Origin of the sequence: Frateuria sp. YIM B11624, from assembly GCF_049727805.1 — a bacterium.
Lineage (GTDB): Bacteria > Pseudomonadota > Gammaproteobacteria > Xanthomonadales > Rhodanobacteraceae > Frateuria_A.
This window is the reverse complement of record NZ_JBCNYA010000009.1, coordinates 62,361-81,942: the sequence shown is the minus strand read 5'-3', so window position 1 is coordinate 81,942 and position 19,582 is coordinate 62,361. Positions and strand designations below refer to the sequence as shown.

Genomic DNA, 19,582 nt, shown 5'->3' with positions numbered 1-19,582 from the left:
TGCCACCCTCGCCGTTCATTTGATCACCTTGTGCATGTCGCGCAGCAGGCCGGTGCCGTCGAAGCCCGCCGGGTAGTACGCCAGCGCCGTGCCGTTGGATTCGACCAGCAGCGCGCTCACGCTGTCCGGCGCCTGCGGGCGGAACGCTTCGAGCTTGCCGTCGGCATCGCGGCCGAGCGTCCAGAACGATTTCATCGCCGACAGCCTGGCCGGGTCGGCCGGCGGCGCGCCGACGTACAGCAGGCGCAGGCGCTTCTGGTTGCGGTTGAGCGTGACCCAGGCCTTGGCCATGCCGGTCAGCGTGTCGAAGCAGCGCGCGGCGCAATCGGGTCCGGCCAGCGCGACCAGGGTCATGCGCGGTTCGGCCGGATCACGCCAGGCATAGTCGCCGCCGTCGGCGAGGGACACGCGCAGGTGTTCGTCGACGAAGTTGCGCTGCGGCTGGATCGGTTGGCCATAGCCCTCGCCGCTCGGCTGCCAGCCGCTGAAGGTCAGCACGCCGGCGACGATGATCGGCGCGGCGAAGACCGCCATGATCGCCAGCAGCTTCAGGCGGCTGGCCTTGAGGTTGGGGGGCGCAGGTGTATTCATCGTTTGTCCGTGCGTCGGGGGCGGCGCTTGCGGTGCAGGACCAGGAAGATCGCCAGCACGGCGACCGCGAAGCTGAACCATTGGAAGGCATAGGCCCGGTGCCGCGCCGGCGGCATCGAGGAGAAATCGAAGGGGTGCTCGCGCTGGTAGATCGCCGCCGGATCGGCGTCGAGGGCAAGCACGCGCGGGTACAGCGGGCGGTCCAGGTCCTTCGCCACCTGCCCGAGGTCCAGGAAGATGCTGGTCTTGGGCCAATGCGCCTGGGCGGCCAGTGCGTCGCCGCCCAGCTCCAGGCCGACGCCCGGCGGCGGCAGGTACAGCCCGTGCAGGTCGACCTCACCCGAGGGCAGCGCCGGTAGTTGCGGCGCCTGCTCGTTGCCCGTACCGGCCAGGAAGCCCAGGTCCACCAGCAGCAGGCGCCGCTGGCCGGACAGCGCCAGCGGCACGTAGACCTCGACGCCGCCGCGCGCGTCGTGCCGTGGGTTGTCGAGCAGGTAGGCGCGATCGCCGAGCCAGCGTCCGCGTACGGCCACCCGCGGGAACGCGTCGGCCGGCGGGTTCGCCGCCACCTGTTCGAACGGTACCGGTGACGCCGTGGCAGAGGCGGCATAGCGCTGCACCAGGCTTTCCTTGTACGCGGCGCGGTCGAGCTGCCACAGCCCTAAGCGCACGAACAGCGCCGCGGCGGCCACGGTCAGCAGCACGCTCCACCAGGCGGGCCTGCGCCATCGTGTCACGCGGGAGCCCCGCTGGCGGCGGCTATACTGCCGGCTCGGAAGTCGTTCGGACCGCTCACGTGGAAACCATCTATCCCATCGCCGTGGTGATCATGTTCCTGGTCGTGGTGTACAACCTCGGCCAGGCGCTGTATTTCATGATGACCGACAAGGGCGCCAGCAAGCGCACCGCCTGGGCGCTGACCCGTCGCATCGGCCTGTCGCTCGTGCTGATCGCCATGATCATGCTGGGCATCTGGATGGGCTGGCTGCAGCCCCACGGCGTCGGCCGGTAATTGTAGCGGGCCTGCGCAGGCAAGGCCCGCGAGCGCGACATTTAGCGCACCGCCGCTGCCACAACCGTCCAAACAAAAAGCCCGCCATCCGGCGGGCTTTTTGCTGTGCGGCGGGCTTGCCTGCTCGTCAGAGGATGTAGACGAACATGAACAGGCCCAGCCACACCACGTCCACGAAGTGCCAGTACCACGCGACCGCCTCGAAGCCGAAATGGCTGTCGGGGGTGAAGTGGCCCTTGAGCACGCGCAGCCAGATGATCGCCAGCATGATCGTGCCCAGCGTCACGTGCAGGCCGTGGAAGCCGGTGAGCATGAAGAAGGTCGAACCGTACACGCCGCTGTGCAGCGTGAGGTTGAGCTCCTTGTAGGCCTCCATGTACTCGTGCGCCTGGGCGTACACGAAGGTCGCGCCCAACAGCACGGTCAGGCCGAGGAACAGCAGGATCCTGCCGCGATGGCCGGACTTCAGCGCATGGTGCGCGATGGTCACGGTGACGCTGGAGGTGAGCAGGATCAGCGTGTTGAGCAGCGGCAGGCCCCACGGCGCGACGGTCTGGAAATTACCGCCGATATTGGCCGGGCCGTTGCCGCCGCCGGCGCCCCACGCCGCGGCGTAGTCGCTCCACAGGAACTGGTGGGTGAGCACGCCATGGCCCTCGCCGCCCAGCCACGGCACCGAGAACATGCGGGTGTAGAACAGCGCGCCGAAGAACGCGCCGAAGAACATCACCTCGGAGAAGATGAACCACATCATGCCCATGCGGAACGAGCGGTCGACCTGCGCGTCGTAGCGGCCGGCGAGCGACTCGTGGATCACCGAGCGGAACCAGCCGAAGAACATCAGCAGGACGCCGATGAAGCCGATGCTGATGACGGTCTTGCCGAAGCCCGCCTCGCCCGGCGCGGCATTCAACCAATGCGCGGCACCGAACACGGTGAGGAACATGACCACCGCGGCCACGATCGGCCATTGGCTCTTGGCCGGTACGAAATAAGCGCCTTGCTGCTGACCCATGGTTGATCCCCGTGGATATCTCTTGATTTGCTTCCATCCCCGCGATGCACCGCGGGGTACTGCGTCGGGCCCGCCGAGCGGACCCGCGGAATACCTTAGCTAGCCGATCCTGAGCATGCTCACGATCGATAGCACGAACAACACCACCGCGATCGTGCCGGTCACCCAGAGCGTGAGCCGCACGCCTTTCCGGCGCGCCAGTTCCGCTGTGTTTTCCTTGATCGGTTCGTTCATCGCTTCGCGCCCGGTGCGCCGCCCCGCGGGACGGCGCGCCGAAAGGCCATCAATCCTCGACGTGGCCGTGCGCCAGCTCGTCGTCGTGGATCACCGGCGGCAGCGCGAAGGTGTGGTGCGGAGCCGGCGAAGGCACCGTCCACTCCAGACCCTTGGCACCTTCCCACACGCGGTCGGCGGCCTTCTTCTTGGAGAAGAACGCGCAGTGGATGACCACGCCCAGGAAGATCAGCTGCGAAGCGCCGAACAGGAAGCCGCCGATCGAGCTGATCATGTTGAAGTTGGCGAAGGCCACGTTGTAGTCCGGGATGCGGCGCGGCATGCCGGCCAGGCCCAGGAAGTGCTGCGGGAAGAACAGCACGTTGACCCACACCACCGAATTCCAGAAGTGCACCTTGCCCCAGAACTCGCTGTACATGCGGCCGGTCCACTTCGGCAGCCAGTAGTAGGTGGCGCCCATGATCGCGAAGGCCGCACCCGTCACCAGCACGTAGTGGAAGTGCGCCACCACGAAGTAGGTGTCGTGGTACTGGAAGTCCGCCGGCACCAACGCCAGCATCAGGCCGGAGAAGCCGCCGATGGTGAACAGGATGATGAACGCGATGGAGAACAGCATCGGCGTCTCGAAGGTGAGCGAGCCACCCCACATCGTGCTCACCCAGTTGAACACCTTGATGCCGGTGGGCACCGAGATGAGCATGGTGGCGTACATGAAGAAGATCTCGGCGCCCAGCGGCAGGCCCACCGCGAACATGTGGTGCGCCCACACGATGAACGACAGGAAGGCGATCGCGGCGATCGCGAACACCATCGCCTTGTAGCCGAAGATCGGCTTGCGCGAGAAGGTCGGCACGATCTCCGAGATGATCCCGAACGCCGGCAGGATCATGATGTAGACCTCGGGATGCCCGAAGAACCAGAAGATGTGCTGGTACAGCACCGGGTCGCCGCCGCCGGCGGCGTTGAAGAAGCTGGTGCCGAAGTACTTGTCGGTGAGCAGCATGGTCACCGCGCCCGCCAGCACCGGCATCACGGCGATCAGCAGGAAGGCGGTGATCAGCCAGCTCCACACGAACACCGGCATCTTCAGCAAATCCATGCCCGGCGCGCGCATGTTGAGGATGGTCGCGATGATGTTGATCGCGCCCATGATCGAACTGATGCCCATCAGGTGGATCGCGAACACCACGTAGGCCAGCGAATCGCTCTGCAGCGACAGCGGCGGATACATGGTCCAGCCGCCAGCCGGGCCGCCGCCCTGCATGAACAGCGTCGACAGCATCAGCGCGAAGGCGAACGGCAGGATCCAGAACGAGAGGTTGTTCATGCGCGGCAGCGCCATGTCCGGCGCGCCGATCATCAACGGGATCATCCAGTTACCCAGGCCCACGAAGGCCGGCATGATCGCGCCGAAGATCATCACCAGCGCATGCATGGTGGTCATCTCGTTGAAGAAGTACGGCTGCACCAGCTGCATGCCGGGCTTGAACAGCTCGGCGCGGATCACCATCGCGAAGCTGCCGCCGACGAAGAACGCCGTCAGCGAGAAGATCAGGTACAGCGTGCCGATGTCCTTGTGGTTCGTGGACATGAACCAGCGCGTGAAGAAATTGGACGGCGCGCCGTGGTGCTCGTCGTGGTGATCGTGGGTGGCTGCGTGGGCCATGGCCTTGCACCTCTACCTAATGCGAATGCTTGAAAGCGGATGGGTCAAGCGGAGCGATCAGCCCCGCTTGCCCGAAGTCGTTGCCACCGGGGTTGCCTGGGCGGTAGCCGGGGCGGCGGCGGTCGATGCCGGTGCCGGCGAGGCCGGCGTCGCGGGGGTGGCCGGCGGCGCCTGGTTGGCGGCCTCCTGCTGCGCCAGCCACTGCGCGAACTCGGCCTTGGAGACGGCCTTCACCACGATCGGCATGAAGCCGTGGTCCTGGCCGCACAGCTCGGCGCACTGGCCGCGATAGGTGCCCGGCACCTTGATGTTGGTCCAGGCGGCATTGACGATGCCCGGGATCGCGTCGATCTTCCAGCCCAGCGCCGGCACCCACCAGGAGTGGATCACGTCGCCGGCGGTGATCACGAAGCGGATCTTGGTGTCGACCGGGACCACCAGCGGCTTGTCGACGTTGAGCAGATAGGTGTTCTCGTCACCGACCTTGACCGCATGCGGGTCCAGGCCCGAGCGGAGCTGGCGGGTGTCGTTGCTCTGGTCGTCGAGCTTGGACATGAAGCCGACCTTGTCGATCGCCTTGCCCTGGTAGTCGACGTAGTCGTAGCGCCACTTCCACTGGTAGCCGGTGACCTTGACGGTCATCTGCGAGCCGGTGGTGTCGGCGAAGGAGACCAGGCCGCCGGTGGACATCCACGCGAGCACGATCAGGATGATCACCGGGATGGTGGTCCACACCACCTCGAGCATGGTGTTGTGCGACCACTTCTCCGCCACCGCGCCGCGCGACTTGCGGAAGCGGAACATGGCAACGAACATCGCGCCGAACACCAGCAGGCCGATGGCCGTGCACACGCCCAGCGCCACGTTGTTGAGGAAGTACGGCTCGGGCGACCACTCGGTCACGCCGCGCGTCATGTTGAGCTGGCCAGGCTGGGGGTTGGCCCAGACCGCGCTGCTGAACAGCGCACAGGCCGCTGCCGCCCATGCCTTGATCCTGATGCCGCCAGATGTCATGTCCTGCACCTTTGTTGTAGCTACCTGCGCGGCTGGCCTTGCACATCCGCCAGCAACACCTTGAGTTTCCCCGCCACCTCGGCGCGCTCCTCGTCGGCGAGGAAGGCTCCGATCTCCAGCTCGCGTCCATGCGACCCCAGCAGCAGACGGTCGTGCCCGTTGCCGGGCGCCAGCCGCACGCGCACCCAGTAGGACTGGAAGCGCGCGCATCGCCGCCCGGGCAGCGCGCGCACCTCCAGCGACTCCTCGTCGAGGCGGATGCGTTCGCTGCGGTCGCCCGCGCGCCAGGCCTGCCGCAGGGCAAGGGCCATCGCGCAGGACTCGATCAGGGCAAACAGCGGAGCGAAGACGTTCCCCTGCCACGCGCCCAGCCCGGCCGTCGTCAGCACCAGGGCCGCCAGTACCACGATCAAGCGACGCAGTCCGCGTCGGCTGAGTGCGCGATTGGGCCGTAGCCACATCGTCACGCACGGCAGGCCGGCGGCAGCTGGTCGAAGCACGATCATGGGGATCCGGCGTGCCTGGAACAGCGGAATGATAGGCCGCGGCATCGCCGCGAGGCAAGAATGTCGCACCCCGATGACCTGGGTCATGGCCGCCGCGAACCGCGCACGGGCACGCCAGGACTGCCGCCCAAGGCCCGCACGCGACGCCCGCGCGCCGCGTGTTTCCCCGGCTTCCCTGCCCCGCCAGCATCATGCGAGTCACCAGTTGGAGTGATGAGGCCGGCGTGGTGACCACGCCGGCATGCGCCCGCGCACGGATGCGTGCGCCTGCGCGCGGGGCGTACAATCGCGGGCTCCCCGCCGCGTCCGCGGTTCCAACGAAACATCCCCGTGATCGAACCCATCCTCAGCCCCGAAGTCCCCGCCGGCGCCGAGCCGGCCCGCGCGCGCATCACCGCCGCGTGGCTGCGCGACGAGACCGAGGCGGTCAACGACCTGCTCACCCAGGCCACGCTGCCCGCCGTCGAGCGCGAGCAGGTGATCGACCTGGCCGCCGGCCTGGTCACCCGCGTGCGTGCGCGCGCCAAGGACCAGAGCGCGGTCGAGTCCTTCATGCGCCAGTACGACCTGTCCTCCGAGGAAGGCGTGCTGCTGATGTGCGTGGCCGAAGCGCTGCTGCGCATCCCCGACAAGACCACCGCGGACAAGCTGATCCGCGACAAGCTCGGCGACGCGAACTGGAAGAAGCACCTGGGCCAAAGCGAGTCGCTGTTCGTCAACGCCAGCACCTGGGGCCTGATGCTCACCGGCAAGCTGGTGAACCTGGCCGAGGAAACCCGCCACGACTTCACCGGCGCGCTCAAGCGCCTGGTCGCGCGCGCCGGCGAACCGGCGATCCGCCTGGCGGTGCGCCAGGCGATGCGCATCATGGGCCACCAGTTCGTGATGGGCCGCACCATCGACGAAGCGCTGGACCGCTGCGCGAAGAAGGAATACGCGATGTACCGCTATTCCTACGACATGCTGGGCGAGTCGGCGCTCACCGCCGAGACGGCCGAGCGCTACCAGGAGGACTACCGCCGCGCGATCGCCCGCATCGGCGCGCGCGGCCCGTTCGCCAACCACACCGATGCGCCGTCGATCTCGGTCAAGCTGTCCGCACTGCATCCGCGCTACGAAGTGGCGAACCGTGCCGACGCGCGCCGCGACCTGACCACGAAGCTGCTGGAACTCTCACAGCTGGCCATGAAGCAGGGCATCGCGCTCTCCGTCGACGCCGAGGAAGCCGACCGCCTGGAGCTGTCGCTGGACATCATCGGCGACGTCTTCGCACATCCCTCGCTGGAAGGCTGGAACGGCCTAGGCATCGTCGTGCAGGCGTATTCGAAGCGCACGCCGTTCGTGATCGACTGGCTGATCGAGACCGCCCGCGCCACTGGCCGGCGCTGGTACGTGCGCCTGGTCAAGGGCGCCTACTGGGATGCCGAGATCAAGCGCGCGCAGGAGAACGGCCTGTGCGGCTACCCGGTGTATACGCGCAAGCCGAACACCGACGTCTCCTACCTCGCCTGTGCGCGCAAGCTGTTCGATGCCGGCGTGGAGCTGGTCTATCCCCAATTCGCCACGCACAACGCGCACACCATCGCTGCCGTGCATCATCTGGCCAAGGGCCGGCCGTTCGAGTACCAGCGCCTGCACGGCATGGGCACCGACCTCTATGCCGAGGTGATCGGGCCGCAGAACTTGAACGTGCCCTGCCGCGTCTACGCGCCGGTCGGCACCCACGAGGACCTGCTGCCCTACCTGGTACGCCGCCTGCTCGAGAACGGCGCCAACACCAGCTTCGTCAACCGCGTGGTGGACGAGAGCCTGCCGGTGCGCGAGCTGGTCGCCGATCCGTGCGAGACAGTGCGCTCGTTCGTTTCCATCCCCCACCCGCGCATTTCGCTGCCGGTGAACCTCTATGGCGAACTTCGGAAGAATTCCATGGGCGTGAACTTCTCCAACGACAACGAACTCCGCTCGCTCGCCGAGGCGGTCAACAGCCATGCCGGCCCGTGGCAGGCGACCCCGCTGGTGCCGGGTGCCAACGCCAACGGCCCGAACGTGCAGGTCACCAATCCCTCCGATCGCCGCCAGGTGATCGGCAGCTACGTCGCCGGCGACGCCGCCATGGCCGACCGGGCGCTGGCCAACGCGGTCGCCGCGCAGCCGGGCTGGGACCGCCTGCCGGCCGCCAGCCGCGCGGCGATCCTGGAGCACGCCGCCGACCAGCTCGAGGCACGTCGCGGCGAGTTCATCGCGCTGTGCGTACGCGAGGCCGGCAAGAGCCTGCCCGACGCCATCGCGGAGATCCGCGAGGCGGCCGACTTCCTGCGCTACTACGCCACCATGGCGCGCCGGTTATTTGGTCAGCCCGAGCAGTTGCCGGGGCCGACCGGCGAGAGCAACCAGCTCTTCCTCAACGGCCGCGGCGTGTTCGTCTGCATCAGCCCATGGAACTTCCCGCTGGCGATCTTCATCGGGCAGGTGTCCGCCGCCCTCGCCGCCGGCAATGCGGTGATCGCCAAGCCGGCGGAGCAGACCTCGCTGATCGGCTACATGGCGGTCAGGCTGCTGCACGAGGCCGGCATCCCGGCCGACGTGCTGCAGTACCTGCCGGGCGACGGCGCCGTGGTCGGCGCCGCGTTGACCAAGGACCCGCGCGTGGCCGGCGTGGCCTTCACCGGCTCCACCGAGACCGCCTGGGCGATCAACCGCGCGCTGGCGTCCCGCAACGCGCCGATCGCCGCGCTGATCGCCGAGACCGGCGGCCAGAACGCGATGATCGCCGACTCCTCGGCGCTGCCCGAGCAGATCGTCAAGGACGTCATCTCCGCCGCCTTCCAGTCCGCCGGCCAGCGCTGCTCGGCCGCGCGCGTGCTGTTCGTGCAGGAGGACATCGCCGACAAGGTGATCGGCATGCTCGCCGGCGCCATGGCGGAGCTCAAGGTCGGCGACCCGGGCCTGCTCTCCACCGACGTCGGCCCGGTGATCGATGCGGACGCGCTGAAGATCCTGGTCGAGCATGCCGCGCGCATGGACACCGAAGCGAAGAAGATCGCCGAGGTCCCGCTCGACCCGGCGAGCACCGGCAACGGCACCTTCTTCGCGCCGCGCGCCTACGAGATCCCCTCGCTCAAGACGCTCACCCGCGAGATCTTCGGTCCGGTGCTGCACGTGATCCGCTGGAAGGCCAGCGAGCTTGCCAACGTGATCGACCAGATCAACGCCACCGGCTACGGCCTCACGCTGGGCATCCACAGCCGCATCGACGACACCGTACAGTTCATCCAGAGCCGCGCGCGCGTGGGCAACTGCTACGTCAACCGCAACCAGATCGGCGCGGTGGTCGGCGTGCAGCCGTTCGGCGGCGAAGCGCTCTCCGGCACCGGTCCGAAGGCCGGCGGCCCGCACTACCTGCTGCGTTTCGCCGGCGAGCGCACGCTCACCATCAACACCACCGCCGCCGGCGGCAACGCCTCGCTGCTGACGATCGGCGAGTAAAGGCCGACTCTCGCGGATGCCGCTCCCTCTCCCGTCTTTGACTAAGGATGGGAGAGGGAGCACATCACGACCATGCCACGTGCCTGCGCGGGCGCATCTTGTGCGCCGCGCCAACCACCTGTGCACCCCGCGTGCTACAACCCGCCCGATGCCGGCCGCGTGCCGGCCGTTGACGCTGGAGCACGCAGCATGGCACGTCCCGCCGGCATGATCGGCCTGGCTTCCGGGGCCGCGTTGGCCACCGACGACCCGCGCTACACCGCGGCGCAGTTCCCGCCGAACAAGCTGCTCTACCTGGTGCAGTTGGCCGAGTCGCGCGGCATCGACAGCCGCGGCTGGTTCGCCGGATTGGCGCTGTCGCGCGCGCAGATCGCCGACCCGGCGCTGCGCGTGTCCTACCGCCAGGCCAGCGTGTTCGTGCGTCGCGCGCTGGCCGCGCTCGACGTGCCCGATGCCGGCCTGCGCGTCGGCCGCGAGGGCACCATCGGCGGCTTCGGCCTGCTCGGGCTGGCGATGATGACCTCGCGCACGCTGGGCGAGGCGATGCTCGCAGGCATCGCCCACCACAAAATCTGCGGCTGCCTGCTCGACCTCAGTTTCGAGGCGGTCAGCGAGCGCGAGGTCGCGCTGGTCGCCTGGCCGCGTTTCGGCGATATCGAACTGCTGCCGTTCTTTTGCGAGGAGCTGTTCGCCAGTTGCCTGATGATCGCCCGCGAGCTGGTCGGCCCGACGCTGAAACCCGTGCGGGTGGAGTTCGGCTACCCGCAACCGGCCTACGAGAACGAGTACGCCGCATTGTTCGATTGTGAACTGCGCTTCGGCACGCCGCAGTGCCGCCTGCTGATCGACGCGCAGTGGCTGGCCCATCCGCTGCCCGGACACAACCCGCTGACCGCGCGCCAGGCGCTGGCGCTGTGCGCGCAGCAGCTCACGCCCGATGGCGGCGAACCGCACCAGGAAATCGTCGCGGCGGTCGAGCGCCTGCTGCGCAGCCGGTTGCAGCAGCAGCCGACCATTGCCGACGTGGCGCAGACGCTCAATCTCAGCGAGCGCTCGCTGCGGCGCAAGCTGGCCGAGAGCGGGCGCGTGTTCCGCGAGATCCACGACCGCGTGCGCGCCGAGCGCGCGCTGGCGCTGCTGCAGGCCGGCGCGCTCAGCGTGGCGGAAATCGGCGGCGAGGTCGGCTTCAGCGACCCGCGCGAATTCCGCCGCGCCTTCAAGCGCTGGACCGGCATGGCGCCGCAGGACGCCCGCCGCGCCGCCTGACCCCCGACGCCACGCTGGCCGCTTTGCCCCCCGTTCCCTGGCCGTTTTGCCCTCCCCTTGCCGGGGCGCATGGGCGACAGTGGAACCCTCGCGACATCCGTTCGAACGGGGGACTTTCGATCATGCGCAAATTCATACTCGCCGCCGCGCTGGGTGCGGCGCTCGCCGGTTGCAGCAGCAGCCAGGACAACGCACCGCAGGCGCAGGCCGACGTCGATTTCCAGGCCAGGCTGCAGCAGCAGTTGCTCGACGCCAAGCCCGGCAGCGTGATCGAGATCCCGGCCGGCCACTATGCGCTCAAGCGCGGTCTGAGCCTGCGCACCGACGGCGTGACCATCAAGGGCGCCGGCATGGACAAGACGGTGCTCTCGTTCAAGGGCCAGGTGGTGGGCCCCGAAGGCCTGCTGGTCAACGCCAGCGACTTCACCATCCAGGACCTGGCGCTGGAGGACACCAAGGGCGACGCGCTGAAGATCAACCAGGGCAGGAACATCACCATCCGCAACGTGCGGGTGGAATGGACCGGCGGCCCGAAGACCACCAACGGCGCCTACGGCCTGTACCCGGTCAAGACGCAGAACGTGCTGATCGAGGGCTCGGTGGTGATCGGCGCCTCCGATGCCGGCATCTATGTCGGCCAGTCGAACACCATCGTGGTGCGCAACAACCGCGCCGAGCGCAACGTGGCGGGCATCGAGATCGAGAACTCGGTGGGCGCCGACGTCTACGGCAACACCGCCACCGGCAACACCGGCGGCATCCTGGTGTTCAACATGCCCAACCTGTCGCAGGCCGGGCATTCCACGCGCGTGTACCGCAACAAGGTGCTGGCCAACAACCTGGGCAACTTCGCCGCCAAGGGTGCGGCGGTGGCGAGCGTGCCGGCCGGTTCCGGCGTGGTGATCAACTCCAACGACCGGGTGGAGATCTTTGACAACGACATCGCCGACCACCAGACGGCGAACGTGATCGTCTCGAGCTATTTCTCCACCAACTACTACAACACCCGCGGCGTCGCCGCCGACTACAACCCCTACCCGAAGGGCATCTACATCCACGACAACCGCTTCAAGGGCGGCGGCGATTCGCCCGACGGGCTGAAGTTCAAGGCGCTCAAGACGGCCGTGTACGGGCTCACCGGCCACTTCCCCGACGTGCTGTGGGATGGCTACATGGACGAGAAGTCACTGGTCGACGGCCTGCCGCCGCCGGCCGACCGCATCTGCATTCAGGGCGCCAACGGCGTGCTCAACGCCGACGGCCCGCACGACTACAAGAATCCCAGCACCGACACCAAGCCGTTCCAGTGCACCCTGCCCCCGCTGCCGCCGGTGACGCTCGAACCGGCGCCGAAGGCATGAGGCTGGCGGCGATGCGCATGCGTTCCACCCGGGCCGCGCTGCTGGCGCTGGTCCTGCTGCTGTGCGGCTGCTCGCACGAGATGGCGCCGGTCGCCTTCCACGCCGAAGGCCGGCCCGCCAAGCTCAGCGACTGGCACGTGGTCGAGGTGCAGGGCGACAAGCTGGTACTCAACCAGGGCGTGCTGCCCTACGACCTCAACACGCCCCTGTTCACCGACTACGCGCACAAGCTGCGCACCGTATGGATGCCCAAGGGCGCAAGCGCCAAGTACGACACGGCCGACAGCTTCGACTTTCCCGTCGGCACGGTGATCAGCAAGACCTTCTACTACCCGCGCACGGGCGACGGAAAAACGGGCGACGTCGCGCGCACGGACGACTACTCGCACGACTTTGCCGGCGAAGGGCTGGACCTGAAGCACGTGCGGCTGGTCGAGACGCGCATCCTGGTCCGCCGCCAGGAGGGATGGGCGGCGATCCCGTACGTGTGGAACGAGGCGCAGACCGAGGCCACGCTGCAGCGCACCGGCGCGGTGCTGCCGCTGACCCTGGTCGATGCCGCGGGCGCGCGCGAAGACTTCAACTACATCGTGCCCGACGAGAGCCAGTGCCAGAGCTGCCACGCGCAGGACTGGGTCGACCGCAAGATCCACCCGATCGGTCCCAAGGCGCGCCACCTCAACAAGGACTACGCCTACGCCAGCGGTGCCGAGAACCAGCTCGCGCACTGGACCCGCGTGGGCTACCTGAGCGGCGCGCCCGTGCCGGGCGACGCGCCGCGCGATGCCAACTGGGCGGACGAACGTGCGCCGCTGGACGCCCGCGTGCGCGCCTATCTCGACATCAACTGCGGCCATTGCCACAACGCGCGTGGCGCGGCCAACACCACCGGCCTGACGCTGGACTGGCGCACGCCGGAGGATCGCCACCTGGGACTGTGCAAGCCGCCGACCGCGGCCGGCCAAGGCACCGGCGACCGCCTGTTCGACATCGTGCCCGGCCAGCCCGACGCCTCGATCATCACCTATCGCCTGGAGTCGACCGAGCCGGGCGTGATGATGCCGGAGATCGGCCGCAGCACCTCGCATCGCGAAGGCGTGGCGCTGATCCGCGCCTGGATCGCGGCGCAGCAGGGCGGCTGCGTGGCCATCCACTGAAAACAGCCCATCACCATCCGAGCCCGAGGGGAGAGCACGGCATGAGCATGCGTCACCATCCGTTGTCGTTCGGCCTGAAGCTGGCGCTGCTGGCGTGCGCGCCCGCCGTGGCGGCGCAGGACGCCGACCAGTCCAAGCCGACCCAGCTCGGCCAGATCACCGTCACCGCGCAGAGCCGCTCGCAGGAAATGCAGGAGGTGCCGATCCCGCTGCAGATCGTCACCGCCAAGCAGGTCGATACGCTCGCGGCCACCGACTTGAGCAAGATGAGCCTGTTCGTGCCCGGGTTGGTGGTCTACGGCGACCAGCCGACGCAGCCGGGCTACCAGTTGCGCGGCATCAGCACCAGCGACTTCGGCGTGGGCACCGAATCGGCGGTGGGCGTGTACATCGACGGCGTCTATGCCGCGCGTTCCGGCGGCGCGCTGCTCGCCTTCAACGACATCGCGCGCATCGAGGTGCTGAAGGGCCCGCAGGGCACGCTGTTCGGCCGCAACGCGGCGGCCGGCGCGATCTCGATCGTCACCAACGAGCCGTCCGATACCTTCGAGGGCAAGGCGCGCCTGCGCTTCGGCAACTACGGCCGGCGCTACGGCGACGCGCTGCTCAACCTGCCGCTCAACGACGACATGGCGTTGCGCGTGAGCGTGCTGGACAACCAGAGCCGCGGCTGGATCGAGGACGCCGCCAGCGGCCGCCATTACGGCAAGGACGATGACTGGGGCAGCCGCATCGCGTGGCGCTGGAACCTTACCGACACTACCCGCGTGCTGCTCTCGTGGGACCACGAGCGGCTCAAGCAGCCGGCCAAGCCGGCGATCGGATTGATCCCGCTGTCCACCGACACGAACGAACGTCCGCCCTTCCCGCCCGATCCGTCGACCTACCTGAATCCGCTGCACGCGCCGCTCTACAACGACACGGTCGGTGGCATCGAGACGCGTCGCTTCGACGGCGGCACGCTCAACATCGACCACGCCTTCGCCTGGGGCAGCCTCACCTCGATCACCGCCTGGCGCCACTTCAACACCGAGAACCGCGGCGACTACGACGGCACCAACCACATCGTCAGCTACCTGGACACCGCCAACCTCGAGCGCAACACCAGTTGGTACCAGGAGTTCAAGCTGGCCGGCAACAACGACCTGGCCGACTGGGTCGCCGGCGTGAGCTGGTACGACGAGCGCGCGCGCCAGACCAGCGAGACCAACATCTTCACCGACAGCCTGGACACGCTGGCGCAGAACGTGATGGGCGCAGGCACGCCGCTGACCGACATCAGCAACGCGCTGGCCTCCTTTGGCCTGCCCTATACGCTGCTCGGCGACCCGTGGCACGAGGCGATCGACAACACCGGCCGCTTCAAGGCCTACGCCGCCTACGGCGACGTGATCTGGCACCTGTCCGACCGCCTCAACCTCACCACCGGCCTGCGCTACACGCGCGACCAGAAAGACTTCTCCTGGTACAACCGCCCGCGCAGCGCACCGGAGTTCGACGCCACCGTCGCCGAGTTGCAGCAGGCCGGCATCCTCGCACTGCTGCCGCCCGAGGCGCAGTTCGCCTTGGCCGCGTTCGGCCAGAACATCATCTTCAACGACGGCAGCGGCGCCCCGGTCGGCGGGACGGTGCGCCGCGGCGACAGCTGGACGGACTTCAGTCCGCGCGCGGTGCTGGACTACAAGTTCACCCCCGACGTGATGGGCTACGTGTCGGTGGCGCGCGGCTACAAGGCCGGCGGCTACAACAGCGTGCAGATCGGCTCGCGCTTCGCGCCGGAGAAGGTGGTCAACGTCGAGGCGGGCCTGAAGACCGTGTTCCCCGAGCAGCACCTGCTGCTCAACGGCTCGGTCTACGCCTACCGCTACGACAACAAGCAGTCGCTCACGCTCGATCCCAACAGTGCCGGCTCCGGCGTACCGCGCTACCTGGTCAGCAGCACCGATCAGCAGGCCAAGGGCGTCGAGCTGGAAGCGCAGTGGCAGCCGGTGGACGCGTTCCGCTGGAACGCCAACGCGGCGTGGATCGACGCCACCTACCGCGACGCCACCGCCGCCTCCGGTGCCGACCTGTCCGGGCAGGCTACCGGCGAGCCGTACCTGTCCTTTGCCACGTCGATCGCCTACACCTGGCGCAACGTCGCCGGCGGCGCGCTGGAGTTCGACCTGTCGCACGCCTACCGCGGCAAGTCGCGCTGCAACCGCGACTCGCAGCTGCAGGGCGAATGCCAGATCAGCCCCAACTTCGACACCGGCGCCGCGCAGCAGCGCACCGACGCACGGCTGGACTGGAGCTCGGCCGGCGACCACTGGGGCGTGGCGCTCTACGTCAACAATCTGTTCGACAAGCGCTACGTCACGGGCGTGAGCAACATCTCGGCCAGCGTGTTCGGCACGCCGTATGCCAGCATCACGCCGCCCCGCATGTGGGGCGTGGAGCTGCGCGCGAAATTCTGATGAGCATCGACCTCGACACCGCCTTCGCCCACCTGCGACGCGCGCAGGCACGCGAACCATTGCCGGACTGGAGCGTGCGGGCGCGCCGCCTGCGCGCGCTGGAGTCGATGCTGCGCGAGCAGCGTGACGCCTTCGCCGCCGCCATCGACGCGGACTTCGGCCGGCGTCCGGCAGAGGAAACCGACCTGCTGGAGATCTTCCCCAGCCTGTCGGCGGTACGCCACGCGCTGCGCCACGGCCGGCGCTGGATGGCGCCGCGCCGCGCACTGGCCGACTGGATGTTCCTGCCCGCGCGCACCACGCTGTTGCCGCAGCCTCGCGGCGTGGCCGGCATCGTGGTGCCGTGGAACTACCCGCTCTATCTCGCGGTGGGGCCGCTGGTCGATGCGCTGGCCGCCGGCAACCGCGTGATGGTCAAGATGAGCGAGTACACGCCGCGCTTCTCGGCGCTGTTCGCCGAGCGGGCGGCGAAGTACTTCGACGACGACGAGGTGCAGGTGGTCACTGGCGACGCGGCGGTGGCGCAGGCGTTCACCGCGCTGCCGTTCGACCACCTGCTGTTCACCGGCTCCACCGCGGTGGGCCACCAGGTGATGCGCGCGGCCTCCGCCAACCTGACGCCGGTGACACTGGAACTGGGCGGCAAGTCGCCCGCGATCGTCGGCCCCGGCGCCCGCTTCGACACGGCCGTCGAGCGCATCCTGTTCGGCAAGGCGATCAACGCCGGGCAGACCTGCATCGCGCCGGACTACGTGCTGCTGCCGCGCGAGCGGGTCGCCGACTTCGTCGCCGCCGCGCGCAGCGTCGCCGCGCGGCTGTATCCGGACCTGGCCAACAACCGCCAGTACGCCAGCATCGCCAGCGACCGCCACTACGAGCGCCTGCTCGCGCTGCGCGACGAGGCGGTGGCAGCCGGCGCCCGTGCCGAGCCGCTGGGCGAGGGCGATGCCGCACGCCGCGTGCTGCCGCCGACCCTGCTGGCCGGCGTCAGCGAGGACACCGCGGTGATGCGCGAGGAGATCTTCGGCCCGCTGTTGCCGCTGGTGCCCTACGACGACCTCGACCAGGCGCTGGCCTGGATCGCCGCACGCCCGCATCCGCTGGCGCTGTACCTGTTCGAGCAGGACGAGCGGCTGATCGGGCGCGTGCTCGCACGCACGCAGGCCGGCGGCGTCACCGTCAACGACACGCTCTACCACATCGCCCAGCACGGCCTGCCGTTCGGCGGCATCGGCGCCTCCGGCATGGGCGGCTACCACGGCGAGGCGGGCTTCCGCACGTTCTCCCACTTCAAACCGGTGTTCCGGCAGGCGCGCTTCAACGGCGCCGGGCTGCTCAACCCGCCTTATGGCAAGCGCTTCCGGCGCATGCTCGACCTGCTGCTGCGGCGCGGCTGAGCAAAGCGCCGACGGGTTTGCACGCGATGCCGACGGCGACCGGCCGACACTGGCCGCCGGAACCTGCAGGAGCCCGCCATGGCCAACTCGAACGAACAGACTCCGGCGCCCGCGGGCGCCGACGCCGGACCGCAAAGCGGTGCGGAAGGCGCGGGCGGCGAACCCAAGGGCACGCGGTTGCAAGCCCAGGGACACGATCGGCCGGCTCCGGACCAGGAGACCGAAGCAGACAAGCGCCGCTCCGGCCACTCCTCGGACAAGGACCAACCCGGCTATCGCGCACGTCCCGCCGGGCAGAGTGGGCTCGGCGAACAGCCCGACCGCCCCTCACCGCTGCGCGAGACGCGGGGCGAAGGCAACTACATCGCCACCGACCGCGGCGACAAGCCGCTGCGCAACGGTTGATCGACGGACAACAAAAAAGCCTCCCCGCTCGCACGGGGAGGCTTTGCTTGGAACAGGATCAGAACTTGTACTGCGCCGACAGGCTCAGCAGGTTGCCGTAGTCGTCGAAATCGCCGGTCAGCACGTCACCGGTGGGGCTCACCGTGTTGACGTGCGCATGGTTGACGAAGATGTGCGCGTACGAGGCGTTGATCTCGAAGTTCTCGCTGGCCTTGTAGCCGATGCCCACCGCGGCGAACTTGCGGGTGGAATCGGGCACGCGGGCGTCGCGGGTGGCGGTGTAGGTCGGCGTGGTGTCGACCGAGATGCCGGCGCGCAGGGTCAGCTTGTCGTTGACGTAGTAGTCGCCGCCGATCGCCGCGTACCACGTGTTGCGCCAGTTGAAGGGCTCCACGCTGTCAGGCTGCGCCGGGTTGCCGTACTGCACGCGCAGCTCCTTGAACACGTCCCACTTGGTCCAGTTCAGGTCGATGCCGAGGCCGAACTTCTCGGCCTGGTGCCAGTAGCTGATGCCGGCCGTGGCGGGCGTGGTGAAGTCGGCGGTGCCGGTGCTGTGGGTGAACGGCACGCCGCCGGCGGCGGCCAGCAGCGGAGCGATCTGCGGGCTGGACAGCAGCGCGCTCACGTTGGCCGGCACGGTGAAGTTGGCGGTGCCGGACAGCTTGTGGTCGATCTTCGAGCGGTAGTTGAGCGCGAGCTTGTCGTTCGGGGTGAGCTTCCAGTACGCACCGGCCTGCCAGCCGTAGCCCCAGTCGTCGCCCTTGATACGCGCCGTGCCGTCGGAGCCCGGCGGCACCACCGTGCCGACCAGGTTCAGGTAGGTGGGTGCCGCCGCAGGCGGGATCAGCCCACCGGCCACGCCCTGCTGGATCATGCCCAGCGCCACGCCGTTGAAGTTGATCGCCGAGGTGAGCTCGGCCGAGGTCTTCTGCGCAATGGCACTGACGCCCAGGCTCAACTGGTCGTTGACGTCGAACGAAGCGGACAGCGTCGCATCCAGCGATTCGAAGCGCGACTTGATCGCGTGGTAACGGCCGATCCAGTTGGAGTCGTACTCGGTCTGGAAGCCGAACGGTACCGACAGGCCGAAGCCCAGATGCACGCGGTCGGACACCTTGCTGGCGATGAACAGCGCCGGGATCGGCAGCGTGGTGCCGGCGTCGCCGCCATTGCCGCCGCTGATCGGGCGACCCAGCGCGTCATGCGCGGTACCGTTGAACTTGGCGCTGAAGTTGATCGCAGTGACGTCAGCCTGCAGGTAGGTGCCGTCCAGGTCGGTCATCGCGGCCGGGTTGTTCACCACCACGGAGGCGTCGCCGCCGGCGGTCGCCGAGCCGGCATAGGCGCGGCCCATGCTCTTGGCACTGTTTTCCTTCAGCTGGAAGGCGCTGGCGTCCGCGGCCTGCGGCAACGCCAGCGCACCGGCGACGGCAAGGCTCAGCGCGGCCAGCGCAAAGGGCCGGGCGGCGCCCGGAAGGGAACGAAAAGACGTAGGCATCGCTAAGCTCCTGCTTATCTTAAGACGCGGCTCGGGGTGGCAACGGGAGCGTCCCGGCGAATTCATACGCGCGTTTGACGTTCCCGCGCGTCACTCTGCCCAGCCGTCCTGAGGCTTGCAAGTGCGACCGCAGCATTTGCCGGTCGCGCTGCTACCCTTCGCGACCCGCCCTCGCGTCCCCGTCGTCGGAGCCGACCCATGCACTGTTTTGTCTACGCCAGCCAGCGCAAACCCGATACCTACGTGTGGCTCGCCACGCGCGATGAATTCGGCGTGCTTCCCGAGTCGCTGTCGATGCTGCTCGGCGATCTCCGCTTCGTGCTCGAAGTCCAGTTGGACGAGCAGCGCCGCCTGCCGCACGAGGACAGTCTCGCCGTGCTCGAAAACCTGCGCACGCAGGGCTGGCACCTGCAGCTGCCGCCGCAGGAAACGCTGGCGGTGGCCAACCAGCTCCAGCGCAGCATGCCGGACGATCGCGACGAATGAAGTGTGGCGCCGGGGTTAACGTGCCGTTACCG

At 68.4% G+C, this 19,582-nt stretch carries 17 protein-coding genes; 9 read left to right on the top strand and 8 right to left on the bottom strand.

The window, feature by feature from the left end; all coding sequences use genetic code 11:
- Positions 1–15: 15 nt before the first annotated feature.
- Positions 16–591 (bottom strand): hypothetical protein, encoded by a 576-nt coding sequence (locus AAIL17_RS06480; protein WP_424682008.1) that lies wholly within the window; start codon positions 589–591, stop codon positions 16–18.
- Positions 588–1,328 (bottom strand): SURF1 family protein, encoded by a 741-nt coding sequence (locus AAIL17_RS06475; RefSeq protein ID WP_424682007.1) that lies wholly within the window; start codon positions 1,326–1,328, stop codon positions 588–590. Before AAIL17_RS06475 ends, AAIL17_RS06480 begins: the two co-directional genes overlap by 4 nt.
- Before the next feature lie 59 nt (positions 1,329–1,387).
- Here AAIL17_RS06475 and AAIL17_RS06470 point away from each other — a divergent pair, with 59 nt between their 5' ends.
- On the top strand, positions 1,388–1,603 hold the full coding sequence (locus tag AAIL17_RS06470; RefSeq protein WP_424682006.1) for a twin transmembrane helix small protein: 216 nt from the start codon (positions 1,388–1,390) through the stop codon (positions 1,601–1,603).
- 127 nt (positions 1,604–1,730) lie between these two features.
- Here AAIL17_RS06470 and AAIL17_RS06465 read toward each other — a convergent pair whose 3' ends face one another.
- From AAIL17_RS06465 to AAIL17_RS06445, 5 genes are all read right to left on the bottom strand, one after another.
- Positions 1,731–2,618, bottom strand: coding sequence for a cytochrome c oxidase subunit 3 (locus tag AAIL17_RS06465; protein WP_424682005.1), 888 nt, complete (start codon positions 2,616–2,618; stop codon positions 1,731–1,733).
- Between the two features lie 99 nt (positions 2,619–2,717).
- Complete coding sequence (locus AAIL17_RS06460; protein WP_424682004.1) at positions 2,718–2,852, bottom strand: hypothetical protein; 135 nt, start codon at positions 2,850–2,852, stop codon at positions 2,718–2,720.
- Positions 2,853–2,901: 49 nt separating this feature from the next.
- The gene (gene ctaD / locus AAIL17_RS06455) at positions 2,902–4,518 is read right to left on the bottom strand and encodes a cytochrome c oxidase subunit I (protein ID WP_424682003.1); all 1,617 of its coding nucleotides are present in this window, start codon (positions 4,516–4,518) and stop codon (positions 2,902–2,904) included.
- 57 nt (positions 4,519–4,575) lie between these two features.
- Complete coding sequence (coxB, locus tag AAIL17_RS06450) at positions 4,576–5,532, bottom strand: cytochrome c oxidase subunit II (protein WP_424682002.1); 957 nt, start codon at positions 5,530–5,532, stop codon at positions 4,576–4,578.
- A gap of 20 nt (positions 5,533–5,552) precedes the next feature.
- Positions 5,553–5,993, bottom strand: a complete 441-nt coding sequence (locus tag AAIL17_RS06445) for a DUF2244 domain-containing protein (RefSeq protein WP_424682050.1) — start codon at positions 5,991–5,993, stop codon at positions 5,553–5,555.
- Between the two features lie 375 nt (positions 5,994–6,368).
- Between AAIL17_RS06445 and putA the strand changes: the two genes are divergently transcribed.
- The 7 genes from putA to AAIL17_RS06410 all read left to right on the top strand — a co-directional run bounded on the left by putA (position 6,369) and on the right by AAIL17_RS06410 (position 17,566).
- Positions 6,369–9,524: a bifunctional proline dehydrogenase/L-glutamate gamma-semialdehyde dehydrogenase PutA gene (gene putA, locus AAIL17_RS06440; RefSeq protein WP_424682001.1), complete on the top strand. Its 3,156-nt coding sequence runs from the start codon at positions 6,369–6,371 to the stop codon at positions 9,522–9,524.
- A 189-nt stretch (positions 9,525–9,713) separates the two neighbouring features.
- Positions 9,714–10,790 carry an AraC family transcriptional regulator gene (locus AAIL17_RS06435; RefSeq protein ID WP_424682000.1) on the top strand — a complete coding sequence of 359 codons (1,077 nt, stop codon included), beginning with the start codon at positions 9,714–9,716 and terminating at the stop codon, positions 10,788–10,790.
- 122 nt (positions 10,791–10,912) lie between these two features.
- The gene (locus AAIL17_RS06430) at positions 10,913–12,151 is read left to right on the top strand and encodes a parallel beta-helix domain-containing protein (protein WP_424681999.1); all 1,239 of its coding nucleotides are present in this window, start codon (positions 10,913–10,915) and stop codon (positions 12,149–12,151) included.
- Between the two features lie 17 nt (positions 12,152–12,168).
- Entirely contained in the window at positions 12,169–13,308 is a 1,140-nt protein-coding gene (locus AAIL17_RS06425) for an SO2930 family diheme c-type cytochrome (RefSeq protein WP_424681998.1), read from the top strand.
- Positions 13,309–13,349: 41 nt separating this feature from the next.
- On the top strand, positions 13,350–15,764 hold the full coding sequence (locus tag AAIL17_RS06420) for a TonB-dependent receptor (RefSeq protein ID WP_424681997.1): 2,415 nt from the start codon (positions 13,350–13,352) through the stop codon (positions 15,762–15,764).
- Positions 15,764–17,161, top strand: coding sequence for a coniferyl aldehyde dehydrogenase (locus AAIL17_RS06415; RefSeq protein WP_424681996.1), 1,398 nt, complete (start codon positions 15,764–15,766; stop codon positions 17,159–17,161). The genes AAIL17_RS06420 and AAIL17_RS06415 overlap by 1 nt, the downstream gene beginning before the upstream one ends.
- A gap of 78 nt (positions 17,162–17,239) precedes the next feature.
- The gene (locus tag AAIL17_RS06410) at positions 17,240–17,566 is read left to right on the top strand and encodes a hypothetical protein (protein WP_424681995.1); all 327 of its coding nucleotides are present in this window, start codon (positions 17,240–17,242) and stop codon (positions 17,564–17,566) included.
- Positions 17,567–17,624: 58 nt separating this feature from the next.
- Here the strand turns inward: AAIL17_RS06410 and AAIL17_RS06405 are convergent, their stop codons facing one another.
- Entirely contained in the window at positions 17,625–19,064 is a 1,440-nt protein-coding gene (locus tag AAIL17_RS06405) for an OmpP1/FadL family transporter (RefSeq protein ID WP_424681994.1), read from the bottom strand.
- A gap of 198 nt (positions 19,065–19,262) precedes the next feature.
- Here AAIL17_RS06405 and AAIL17_RS06400 point away from each other — a divergent pair, with 198 nt between their 5' ends.
- The gene (locus AAIL17_RS06400) at positions 19,263–19,550 is read left to right on the top strand and encodes a YcgL domain-containing protein (RefSeq protein WP_424681993.1); all 288 of its coding nucleotides are present in this window, start codon (positions 19,263–19,265) and stop codon (positions 19,548–19,550) included.
- Positions 19,551–19,582 lie beyond the last annotated feature (32 nt).

Excerpts from the sequence above, each read along its gene's own strand:
- AAIL17_RS06400 (WP_424681993.1), top strand. The coding sequence starts at position 19,263 with ATGCACTGTTTTGTCTACGCCAGCCAGCGCAAACCCGATACCTACGTG.
- ctaD (WP_424682003.1), bottom strand. The coding sequence starts at position 4,518 with ATGGCCCACGCAGCCACCCACGATCACCACGACGAGCACCACGGCGCG.
- coxB (WP_424682002.1), bottom strand. The coding sequence starts at position 5,532 with ATGACATCTGGCGGCATCAGGATCAAGGCATGGGCGGCAGCGGCCTGT.
- AAIL17_RS06480 (WP_424682008.1), bottom strand. The coding sequence starts at position 591 with ATGAATACACCTGCGCCCCCCAACCTCAAGGCCAGCCGCCTGAAGCTG.
- AAIL17_RS06445 (WP_424682050.1), bottom strand. The coding sequence starts at position 5,993 with ATGTGGCTACGGCCCAATCGCGCACTCAGCCGACGCGGACTGCGTCGC.
- AAIL17_RS06415 (WP_424681996.1), top strand. The coding sequence starts at position 15,764 with ATGAGCATCGACCTCGACACCGCCTTCGCCCACCTGCGACGCGCGCAG.
- AAIL17_RS06420 (WP_424681997.1), top strand. The coding sequence starts at position 13,350 with ATGAGCATGCGTCACCATCCGTTGTCGTTCGGCCTGAAGCTGGCGCTG.
- AAIL17_RS06430 (WP_424681999.1), top strand. The coding sequence starts at position 10,913 with ATGCGCAAATTCATACTCGCCGCCGCGCTGGGTGCGGCGCTCGCCGGT.
- AAIL17_RS06435 (WP_424682000.1), top strand. The coding sequence starts at position 9,714 with ATGGCACGTCCCGCCGGCATGATCGGCCTGGCTTCCGGGGCCGCGTTG.
- AAIL17_RS06465 (WP_424682005.1), bottom strand. The coding sequence starts at position 2,618 with ATGGGTCAGCAGCAAGGCGCTTATTTCGTACCGGCCAAGAGCCAATGG.
- AAIL17_RS06460 (WP_424682004.1), bottom strand. The coding sequence starts at position 2,852 with ATGAACGAACCGATCAAGGAAAACACAGCGGAACTGGCGCGCCGGAAA.
- AAIL17_RS06410 (WP_424681995.1), top strand. The coding sequence starts at position 17,240 with ATGGCCAACTCGAACGAACAGACTCCGGCGCCCGCGGGCGCCGACGCC.
- AAIL17_RS06405 (WP_424681994.1), bottom strand. The coding sequence starts at position 19,064 with ATGCCTACGTCTTTTCGTTCCCTTCCGGGCGCCGCCCGGCCCTTTGCG.
- AAIL17_RS06425 (WP_424681998.1), top strand. The coding sequence starts at position 12,169 with ATGCGTTCCACCCGGGCCGCGCTGCTGGCGCTGGTCCTGCTGCTGTGC.